Source organism: Bradyrhizobium sp. (genome assembly GCF_019242285.1).
In the GTDB taxonomy this organism is placed as follows: Bacteria; Pseudomonadota; Alphaproteobacteria; order Rhizobiales; family Xanthobacteraceae; genus Bradyrhizobium.
In genome coordinates this window covers 1-9,397 of sequence record NZ_JAFAVV010000947.1, presented here as the reverse complement: position 1 = coordinate 9,397, position 9,397 = coordinate 1, and the positions used below count along the sequence as shown (strand labels likewise).

The window sequence follows — 9,397 nt, the reverse complement described above, 5'->3', positions numbered from 1 at the left end:
CGATCCGGTGCGGGTCGCCGAAGGCCTGACGCATCAATTGATCGATCTGAAGAAATATGCCGCGGCCGTCACGTGCCCGACTGCGTTCATCCGCGGCACCCGCAGCGCCGAGATGACGCCGGAGGCCGCCAAGGACGTCGCGAAATTCTGGACCAGGACCGAGGTCGACATCCTTTCGGTCGAGGCCAAGTCTAGCCTGCAACTGGAAAATCCGAAAGACCTTGCGGCGGCGATCAATGCGTTCGCCGAGAAGAGGCTGTGATCGGCGTGTTGCATCGCCTCATGAAAAAACGTCAACCGGGCGACGGATTGCTGCGCAATCCGATCTCTCCAACAGCAGAGGCGGGCATCGCTGCTGCCGCGACATGGCTATTTCGTCTCGCGCGTGATGCTGACACGCGTCTGGTCGACGAAATCCTTGGGTGCCTGGTCCAGACGCCGAAACAATTCGCGCTCGACGACGACGGCCCGATTCCGAAGGAGCTTCTTGCAACTCTCCCTCACATAGACCCCGCCCACGGGCCCTTCGCCGGCCTGCGGTTGCAGCTCGGCGCAGGTCCATCCGTCATCGCCATAGCGCGACTTGACCTGGATGCCGAGCAGGAAGGCCTTCTTTCGCATGTAGAGCCGGGCCTTGGCATCGGTATCGATGTTCAGCCCCGCGACGCGACCGGCATCGTCGATGCGAAGCGTCAGGGTGACCGGGTGGCCGGCCACCAGCGTGCCCTCGCGGCTGGTCTGCGGATCGAACTCGAAGTGTACCGCGCGCAGGCCGTCCGCGTCGGCCGCGCAGTCGCGCCAGTCCGACCATTTTGTCAATTTGCGCTGAGGGTCGCCAGCACAAGCGAGATTGACATAGCCCGCGTCGGGAATCGCGGTGACGGGCATGCCGACCGTGATGTCGCGCAGATCGTAGACCGGCTCCGCCTGGGCGAGCGCCGCCTGCGCGCCGCAGACAAGCAGCAGCGCGGGCAGGATGGTGCGGCAGATCGGCCTCATTGTTTGCTCGGCTCCGTGCCGGAACCCGGCGCCCCGGCGGTCTTGTAGATGTCGCAGACCCGGGACGTGTTGCCGAAGAAGCCTGTGCATTCGTCGTAGGTCGGCTCGCCCTTGCCCTTGATGTGGGCGAGCACGTAGTCGGCGACGGCCTCGATGTCGGGCTGGCGCAGCAAGGTGCCGCCTTCGGGCGGGATGCGGTCGCCGACCTCCTGCCGCGTCATCCCGTGGCATTTGACGGTGTCGTAGGCGCCGCGCATGAAGAAGGGCATGCCGGTGCCGGGTCGGCCGCAGGAGACGGTCTCGATGATCTGTTCGCGGTCCAGCTCGGTCCTGCGCAGCGACAGCGCGTCGCCGCCATAACCGCCGCCGCCATTGCCGTGCCATTTGTGGCAGCCGAAGCAGTTGGCGCGCCTGAACACGGCCTTGCCGGCGTCCGCCGGGTCCGGCGGCGAAGCCGATTGGCCGAGGGCGAGCGGCGCGCATATCATGACCAGCGCCATGCACGACGCGAACGGGACGGTTCTGAAATTCTTCATATGACCTTCTCAAGAAGAGGAGCGGAGGCGCGCGGCCTCCGCTCCTCGCAATCACGTCAGAGTCCGAAGACGTAGAGCATCGATCCGGGCTGCATCTTCTTCAGCTCCGGCGTCGCATCGACGAACCATTTGTCCCAGGCGCCGCCCATGCCGACGAGGATGGCGACATATTGCTTGCCGTCGACGGAGAACGTCATGGGAGGCGCATTCACGCCGCCGCCGGTGTTGAACTCCCAGAGCTTCTGCAGCGTCTTGCCGTCGAGCGCCTGCACCTCGCCCGAGGGCTGCCCAGAGAACACCAGGTCGGGCGTGGCGAGGATGCCGCCGAGATTCGGGAACGGCGTCTCGAACTTCGCGGCCTGCTTGCCCGTCGTGACGTCGATCGCCGTCACGCTGCCGGTGATCCGCACCGGCTGGCTCGGCCCGCCGCCGGTCCAGAACTCACGCGCCTTGAGCTTGTCCGGAACAGCTTCCTCGACGGTGATGCGGTTGCAGCTCTCGATCACCGGGATGTACCAGAGCTTCAGCTCCGGATTGTAGGCGGTCGGCGGCCAGTTCTTGCCGCCCATGTTGCCGGGGCAGATGTCGGTGACCTTGTTGTCCCGGCTCGGCGTCACCGCCGCATTGTAGCGTTGCACCGGCGTCTTGGGATCGTACTCGATCGGCTTGCCCGACTCGGCGTCGATGCCCTTGGTCCAGGTCACCTGCTTGACGAAGGGCAATCCCCACATGAACTTGCCGCTGGTGCGGTCGATCGCATAGGCGAAGCCGTTGCGGTCGGCCTCGAGCGCGAGCTTCTGCGAGGCGCCGTTCGGCCCGGCCACATCGACCAGCACATTCTCGGCGACGCTGTCGTAGTCGTAGGGATCGTTCGGCGTGTGCTGATAGTGCCATTTGATCTTGCCCGTCGCGGCGTCCAGCCCGAGCGAGCTGTCGGTATAGAGATTGTCGCCGGGACGATACTGGTTGTCCCAGTCGGGGCCCGGATTGCCGACGCCCCAGATCAGGGTGTCGGAAGAGGGATCATAGCTTCCGGTCACCCAGGTCGAGCCGCCGCCTGAAGCAGCCGAATCGTTGTTGTCCTTCCAGGTGTCGCTGCCGGGCTCATCCTTGCCCGGAATGGTGTAGGTCCGCCACACCTCCTTCTGGGTGGCCAGGTCCGTCGCCGCGATCCAGCCGCGAATGCCGTACTCGGCGCCGGCGACGCCCGTGATCGCCATGTTCTTCACAATCAGCGGCGCGCCGGTGATGACCTCGCCCTTGTCGGGATTGGCGACCTGCCGCTGCCAGGCGACCTGCCCGGTCTCCTTGTTGGTCGCGACCAGCCGGCCGTCGAGCGTGTGCGAGATCACGAGATCGCCCCACAGCGCGATGCCGCGATTGTCGACGCCGCAGCAGGCGACCGCGCCGGCCCAGTCGTGGTCGGTCTTGGGGTCCATCTTCCAGAGCAGGGTGCCCTTGCCGCCATGCGCATCGATCTTGTAGACCGAGCCCCAGCCGTCGGTGACGTACATCATGCCGTTCTCGACGATCGGCGTGCCTTCGAGGCCGCCATGCGTCCAGATGCCGCCGCCCTCGACGCCGCCGAGATGCATGGTCCAGGCGACCTTGAGATTCTTGACGTTGTCCTTGTTGATGTCCTTCAGGCTGGAGAAACGGGTCGCCGAATAGTTCTTGTGATGATGGATCCAGTTGCCCGGCTCCTTGTCGGGATTGAGCAGGCGCTCCTGGGTCATGTCGTCGGCGGCGCGTGCCGGTACGATCGAACACAGGGCGGCTGCGGCGACCGTCACCAGCAGGGCCGATTTCAATCCGGATTTGACAGGCTTGTGCATGTATTTCCTCCTCAGGAATGATTCTTGTTACATCGGACGGATTGGCTCGCTCGCGTCGTGCAAACGGAGCGGGCGGCAGGCTCAAGGCGATTTGCGAATTTCCACCTCCGTTTCGATTGTTCCGGCTTTCTGAAAGGCGAGCGTACAGGTGAAGCGTTCGCCCGCGATGAGTCTCTGTCGCGTCTGCAGCAGCATCACGTGGTATTCGTTCGGCTTCAGGATGAGCGTCGAGCCCGCGGCAACCGGGATCGACGCGACGGATCGCATCGCAGGCGCGCCTTCGCCGCGATCGACGGTGTGTTTCTCGGAAAAGTTGGCGATCGGACAGCGGACGCGCATCAGCGCATCAGGCGTGCCTGTCTCGTTGTGAAGGGTGAGCAGCAACGGAATATCGCGGCCGACCTCGTCGCTGGCGGCGGTCCAGGCATCCGAGACCGTCAGCCCTTCGGCGCGGGCGGCACCGAAGCAGGTAGTGAACAACAAGCAGGCGGCGGCGAGGCAAACCAGACTGAACCCTGCGGGTCTTGCCAGGCCAAGGCGGGTCGACGCCGCCTTCACCTCTGATCCTGGCCGATCCCGCGATCCCGGCACGTCGCTCCCCTGTGGCTCCTCTCTCGAGGGAGGAGCTTCGAACTCTGAACTCGTACTCCGAATGCAGACATGCTAAACGGCTTTTTGGCCTAAATGTGGTACAGGCATTGGCCGCGAGCCGAGATGCGAGTCGTCACATCCTCCCCCTCCCTGGTCGATCAGGTCGTCGAGGCGATCTCGGATGAGATCGTGACCGGCGTTCTGCCGTCCGGTTCGAGGTTGATTCAGGACGATCTGGCGCGAGCCTACGGAGTGTCGCGGCAACCGATCCAGCAGGCGCTGACGCTGCTGCGGGGCTACGGTCTGGTGCAGAGCGCGCCGGGCCGCGGCCTGATCGTCTCACCGATCGACGCCGGTTTCGTCAGCGATCTCTACGAGATCCGCGCCATGCTCGAGGGACTGGCGGCCCGGTTGGCAGCCGAACGCGCGCGCGATCGGGCGGCCCTGGAAGGGCCGGCCCTTATCGTGGCAGGCCGCGAAGCGGCCAGGAGCGGGCTCGTGCAGCGCCAGATCGAGGCCGACATGGCGTTCCACACCTTCATCAATCATCTTTCAGGCAACGAGCTGATCGAGGAAACCGTCCGCCCGCATTGGCTGTATTTCCGGCGCGTGATGTCGGAGCTGCTGCAGAAGCTGGAAGGCATGTCCGCGAGCGTATGGGACGATCACGAGGGCATCCTCGACGCCATCGTCAGGAGCGACGCCAACGAAGCCGAGCGGCTGAGCCGCGAGCATATTTCCAAGGCCGCCGGCAAGTTCGTTCGTCACCTGCAGCCGCGCGGCGACGGCAGGCCGCAGCCGCGGCGCCGGTTGTCGTCCGGGAAGCTGCTGGCGTAGGCGATTGCTCCACGAGGATCAGCCTTGCCGAATGCGGTGCGCCGCGCTTCTGGACACTGATCTGCCGCGATGCCAGAGTTCCCGGGCAGAGAGGAAACACGCGTATGACAATCATCGACTCCCAGGTTCATGCTTATGAAGCGAACACGCCGAAGCGCCCTTGGCACACCGTGCCGAACTGGCCCGATCACGTCACCGGCGACGAGATGGTGGCGGCGATGGACAAGGTCGGCGTCGACGGCGCAATCTTCATCTCCTCCTTCTCGATGTACCGCTATGACGCGAGCTATGCGGTGGACGTGGCGCGCGCCCATCCCGGCCGCCTCGCCATCGTCAAGCCGGTCGACCCGGACGATCCAGGCGTGGCGGACGTCGTCGCCGACTGGAAGAAGACGCCGGGCACCGTCGGCATCCGCATCATGCTGCCCAAGGAAGGCAAGCGCGCGGCCGACGATCCCGGGCTCGACCGCATCGCGCGCGCCGCCGCTCGCCACGATTTTCCCGTGAACGTGTTGTGCTGGGACAATCTGGACACAGGCGCTGCACTGATCGATCGCCATCCCGACACGCGCTTCATCCTCGATCACCTCGGCATCCTGCAGCCGCGCGTGCCGCCGGCGCCGGCCGAGCCATGGGCCGATCTGCCGAAAGTGCTGGCGCTGGCGAAGCGTCCAAACGTCGTGATCAAGGTCAGCGGCGCCTGCACGCTGTCGCACCAGCCCTATCCGTTCCCCGATATCTGGGATCCCCTGGGGCGCGTCTTCGATGCCTGGGGCTTCGAGCGCTGCCTGTGGGGGACGGACTGGACGCGTGCCTTCGCCGTCGTCAACTACGAGCAGGCCGTGAAACCCTTCGTCGAGACCGACCGCCTCTCCGACAGCGAGCGCGCCATGCTGATAGGCGGCGCCTGCGCCAAGGCCTATGGCTGGTCACCGAAGAAGGGATAGTTAGTCCGGCTTGCAATGATGAGCGGTAGGGTGGGCTAAGGCGCGGACGCGACGATGCTTCGCATCGCGCGGAGCGATGTGCCCACCATTGCATCAACAGCTCGGCTTGGATGGTGGGCACGCTCCTGCCTTCGTGTGGCGAACTTACGTGCATGTGGCCGCTTAGCCCACCCTGCCGATCTCATGACGCAGTAGGGTTAGCCCACCCTACAGGTCTCATCGACTCGCGCGCTGCCGGCTCATGAATTCCAGAATCAGCCGCGCGATCTCGTCGTTCTGCTCGTCGAGGGCGAAATGGCCAGCATCGAGCTGATGGATTTCGGCATCCGGCAGGTCGCGCCCGTATGCGTCGCCGCCGGCCGCGATGAACGAGGGGTCGTTGCGTCCCCATGCGACGAGCGTGGGCGGCTTGCGCGCGCGCAGCCAGGCCTGCCATGCCGGATATGAGGCGACATTGGTGCGATAATCGTAGAGCAGGGCGCCCTGGATTTCGCGTTGCCCGGGCCGCGACAAATGGGCGAACTCGTCGGTCCAGGTGTCCGGGTTGTAGCGTTCTGGATGCGAGGTGCCGAGCGTATGGCGCTGCTCCGTCGCGGCCCACGACATGAACGTGTCGACGACGTCCGGATGCGCTTTTGGATCGGCCCAATATTTCGCGATGCCGGTCCACTTGGCGCCGAGGCCCTCCGCGTAGGCATTGGCGTTCTGAACGATGAGCGCCTGCACTCGCTCAGGCCGCGTCAGCATGACGCGGAAGCCAACCGGTCCGCCATAGTCGTGAAGCAAGAAGGTGCATCGGTCGATGCCAAGCTGATCGAGGAAATCGCCGGTGGTCTTTGCGAGCTGATCGAAGGTGTACGTGTAGGACGTCGGCGCCGGTGCGTCGCTCTGGCCAAAACCGGGGAAGTCGGGTGCGATCAGATGATAGTGGGGGGCGAGCAGCGGGATCAGCGTATCGAATTCGCGCGAGGAGGAGGGAAACCCGTGCAGCAGCACGATGGTCGGCGCGTCCTTCGGGCCGGCTTCCCGATAGAAGATGCCGACGCCGTCTGCCGTCACGCGATGATAGGTCGTCGTGGCCGTGGTGGATTGCAGCGGAGCGGCCTCTGCCGCATGGCCAGCCATCAACGCGGCTGCAGCCGCCAGTAGAGCTCCGGTTTTCATCATTGTCTTCCTGTACCAGGTCGGTTTCGGTCCCGTCGGGCGGCTGAGGCCGATCGGAGGCACCAGCGACGATAAACGCACATAAGTGCTGATCGGGAGTTTGAATGGGCCTTCCGTTGGGAGACTCCGTTGCAGAAACTGAAATGGTGATGTCCGGTGCGGTCGATTGAGCTACAAGGCGGCCGTCGCATTACGCGTCGCTGCAAGCCAGGGGTGGACGGAACGATGCCACTTGACCGCAGGTCCTTATCCGAGCGGCTTGCCGCGTTTCCGCGGCTCGGCCTTGCCAGTCTGCCAACTCCCCTCGAGCCGATGCCACGGCTGACGGCCCATCTGGGCGGACCGCGGCTCTGGGTCAAGCGCGAGGACGCGACCGGGCTCGGCTTTGGCGGCAACAAGCTGCGCAAGCTCGACTATGTCCTGCACGAGGCGGTCTCGCGTGGCGCCGATACGGTCGTCTCGGGCGGCGTCGTGCAATCGAACAGCCAGCGGCAGGTCGCCGCCGTCGCCGCGAAGCTCGGGCTGGCCTGCCATCTCGTGGTCTATCACGGCCGCCTCGCGCCGCCGACATCGGAATACGAGACCTCCGGCAACGCCTTGCTCAACCGCCTGTTCGGTGCCGAACTGCATGACGTGCCGTGGACCGGCGACCGCAACGTTGCCATTCGCGCGCTGTTCAGTGACCTCGAGGCGAAAGGCGGCAGGCCGTACTTCGTGCCCTATGGCGTGTCGGATGCGCTGGGCGCCGTGGGTTACGCCACGACGATCGCCGAGATCGAATCGCAGGCGGCGCAATCGGGTTTCACGCCGGCCGCGATCGTGCATTGCACCGGCAGCGCCGGCACGCAGGCGGGTCTCGTCGTCGGCGCCGCTCTGGCGCTCCCGGGCACGCGGATCGTCGGCATTGACATCGACGCCGAGCCCGAACGGGTGCGCGCCGATGTCGTAGCGTTTGCGAAGGAGGCATCCGGCCTGCTCGACATTCCCTTCGACGAAGCAGGCGTGGAAGTCGTCGCGGGGCATGCGGGACCTGCCTATGGCGTGCCGCATGACGCCACCATCGAGGCGATCCGGCTCGCCGGCCGGCTCGAGGCGCTCGCACTCGATCCGGTCTATTCGGGCAAGGGCCTCGCGGGCCTGATCGCTCTGATCCGCGAGCGACGTTGGCGCGAGGACGAGGACGTCGTCTTCCTGCACACCGGTGGCGCGCCGGCGCTGTTCGCCTACCAGCGCGCGCTCGGTATTTGATTTGTGCTCCCTCTCGCAGAGCCGGGAGGACGGATTGGGCGAAGCGTAGTCCGCCATTGCGTCGGATGCTCCCGGTGATCTCACTCCCCGTCTTTCTTGCGGAAGGCGGCCTCGCCGGCGTCGGACACCTCGACCCATTTCGGGTGAGGGGCTGCCTCGGCGTCGTAATTGTCGTGCCAGTTCCACCATTTGTAGGGCGGCGTCTGCGGATAGCCTTCCGGCGAATCCTCCCAGGTCTCCTGGCGGCCGAGCGCCGTCATGTCGAGATAGCTCCAGGTGGTCCCGACCGCCTCGTCGCCGCGGTTGTTGATGAAGTAGGTGCGGAACACCTTGTCGCCGTCGCGGATGAAGGCGTTGTGGCCGTGCCATTGATCCACGCCGAAATCGGCGTCGAAACTGTCCGTGATGGTGTACCACGGCATCGTCCAGCCCATCCGCGCCTTCAGCCGCGCGATGTCCGGCTGCGGCGCGCGCGAGGTGTAGGCCAGCGTGGTGTCGCGGGCGTTGAGATGGATGAGGTGGGCGACCTGGTCCGCGCCGAGGGAGCAGCCACGGCAGGCATGATCGGGCCAGCCGAACACACCGGGTTCGAAGAAGGCGCGGTAGATGACGAGCTGCCGGCGGCCCTCGAACAGGTCGAGCAAGCTGACCATGCCCTTCGGTCCATCGAACGCATAGGTCTTCTGCACCGCCATCCACGGCATCCGCCGGCGCTCGGCGGCGAGCGCGTCACGCGCGCGCATCACGGATTTCTCCTTTACAAGAAGCTGCTGGCGCGCGGCCTCCCAGGCCTCGGCTGACACGATCGGAGGCACCTGCATCGGACGCGGTTCGGTCTTGCTCGTTGTCATGTTCGTTCCTCTTCGCCTGTCGTTATCTTCGCCCCAAAGCTAGCCGCTCGGATCGATTGCCGAGAGTGACAAGTGTGTCGGGATTTGATCCGCCCTACGAACTGCACGCGGAAGCAAAACCACCGTGCGATTCGCATGTGTTGTCCAGGTCCTCCCACGAAAATATTCCATCTTCGCTTTTACCGAAATGTGTGGCATTCTCCCGCCATCCCGCTTCGTCGAGAGGGGCGTTTCGCGATCGTCACGAACGTGGAGGCGGGGAGCGGTGGCCGCGAGAGGTCGCAGCGTTTCCTTGGGAGCGCCGACGAACGATCTCTCGCGGACGGCCAAGGCGTGTGGTCCTGATCCCGCGACGCTGGGGTCAAGTCTCGCAGGAACGATGGGCGAGG

Annotated in this window: 10 protein-coding genes; 4 read left to right on the top strand and 6 right to left on the bottom strand. The window is 65.1% G+C overall.

What is annotated here, in order from left to right; translation table 11 throughout:
• A partial coding sequence (locus JOY90_RS38695; RefSeq protein ID WP_291696340.1) for an alpha/beta hydrolase occupies positions 1-262 on the top strand: 262 nt, incomplete at its 5' end.
• Positions 263-369: 107 nt separating this feature from the next.
• Here the strand turns inward: JOY90_RS38695 and JOY90_RS38690 are convergent.
• The 4 genes from JOY90_RS38690 to JOY90_RS38675 all read right to left on the bottom strand — a co-directional run bounded on the left by JOY90_RS38690 (position 370) and on the right by JOY90_RS38675 (position 3,928).
• Positions 370-999: a hypothetical protein gene (locus tag JOY90_RS38690; RefSeq protein WP_291696339.1), complete on the bottom strand. Its 630-nt coding sequence runs from the start codon at positions 997-999 to the stop codon at positions 370-372.
• Positions 996-1,499 (bottom strand): c-type cytochrome, encoded by a 504-nt coding sequence (locus JOY90_RS38685; protein ID WP_291696342.1) that lies wholly within the window; start codon positions 1,497-1,499, stop codon positions 996-998. The genes JOY90_RS38690 and JOY90_RS38685 overlap by 4 nt, the downstream gene beginning before the upstream one ends.
• 92 nt (positions 1,500-1,591) lie before the next feature.
• Positions 1,592-3,370 carry a PQQ-dependent dehydrogenase, methanol/ethanol family gene (locus JOY90_RS38680; RefSeq protein WP_291696338.1) on the bottom strand — a complete coding sequence of 593 codons (1,779 nt, stop codon included), beginning with the start codon at positions 3,368-3,370 and terminating at the stop codon, positions 1,592-1,594.
• A gap of 81 nt (positions 3,371-3,451) precedes the next feature.
• Entirely contained in the window at positions 3,452-3,928 is a 477-nt protein-coding gene (locus JOY90_RS38675) for a copper chaperone PCu(A)C (RefSeq protein ID WP_367277057.1), read from the bottom strand.
• Positions 3,929-4,084: 156 nt separating this feature from the next.
• Here JOY90_RS38675 and JOY90_RS38670 point away from each other — a divergent pair, with 156 nt between their 5' ends.
• The gene (locus JOY90_RS38670; protein ID WP_291696337.1) at positions 4,085-4,798 is read left to right on the top strand and encodes a GntR family transcriptional regulator; all 714 of its coding nucleotides are present in this window, start codon (positions 4,085-4,087) and stop codon (positions 4,796-4,798) included.
• Positions 4,799-4,902: 104 nt separating this feature from the next.
• Positions 4,903-5,745 carry an amidohydrolase gene (locus JOY90_RS38665; RefSeq protein ID WP_291696336.1) on the top strand — a complete coding sequence of 281 codons (843 nt, stop codon included), beginning with the start codon at positions 4,903-4,905 and terminating at the stop codon, positions 5,743-5,745.
• A 216-nt stretch (positions 5,746-5,961) separates the two neighbouring features.
• Here the strand turns inward: JOY90_RS38665 and JOY90_RS38660 are convergent, their stop codons facing one another.
• Positions 5,962-6,909: an alpha/beta hydrolase gene (locus tag JOY90_RS38660; protein ID WP_291696335.1), complete on the bottom strand. Its 948-nt coding sequence runs from the start codon at positions 6,907-6,909 to the stop codon at positions 5,962-5,964.
• A gap of 225 nt (positions 6,910-7,134) precedes the next feature.
• Here JOY90_RS38660 and JOY90_RS38655 point away from each other — a divergent pair, with 225 nt between their 5' ends.
• Complete coding sequence (locus JOY90_RS38655) at positions 7,135-8,157, top strand: D-cysteine desulfhydrase family protein (protein ID WP_291696334.1); 1,023 nt, start codon at positions 7,135-7,137, stop codon at positions 8,155-8,157.
• Between the two features lie 80 nt (positions 8,158-8,237).
• Here the strand turns inward: JOY90_RS38655 and JOY90_RS38650 are convergent, their stop codons facing one another.
• A complete protein-coding gene (locus tag JOY90_RS38650) occupies positions 8,238-9,008 on the bottom strand; it encodes a DUF899 domain-containing protein (protein WP_291696333.1) in 771 nt (256 codons plus the stop codon).
• Positions 9,009-9,397 lie beyond the last annotated feature (389 nt).

Bases quoted from the DNA above. Each gene is read 5' to 3' on its own strand.
- JOY90_RS38690 (WP_291696339.1), bottom strand. From the start codon at position 999: ATGAGGCCGATCTGCCGCACCATCCTGCCCGCGCTGCTGCTTGTCTGC.
- JOY90_RS38685 (WP_291696342.1), bottom strand. From the start codon at position 1,499: ATGGCGCTGGTCATGATATGCGCGCCGCTCGCCCTCGGCCAATCGGCT.
- JOY90_RS38680 (WP_291696338.1), bottom strand. From the start codon at position 3,370: ATGCACAAGCCTGTCAAATCCGGATTGAAATCGGCCCTGCTGGTGACG.
- JOY90_RS38670 (WP_291696337.1), top strand. From the start codon at position 4,085: ATGCGAGTCGTCACATCCTCCCCCTCCCTGGTCGATCAGGTCGTCGAG.
- JOY90_RS38665 (WP_291696336.1), top strand. From the start codon at position 4,903: ATGACAATCATCGACTCCCAGGTTCATGCTTATGAAGCGAACACGCCG.
- JOY90_RS38660 (WP_291696335.1), bottom strand. From the start codon at position 6,909: ATGAAAACCGGAGCTCTACTGGCGGCTGCAGCCGCGTTGATGGCTGGC.
- JOY90_RS38655 (WP_291696334.1), top strand. From the start codon at position 7,135: ATGCCACTTGACCGCAGGTCCTTATCCGAGCGGCTTGCCGCGTTTCCG.
- JOY90_RS38650 (WP_291696333.1), bottom strand. From the start codon at position 9,008: ATGACAACGAGCAAGACCGAACCGCGTCCGATGCAGGTGCCTCCGATC.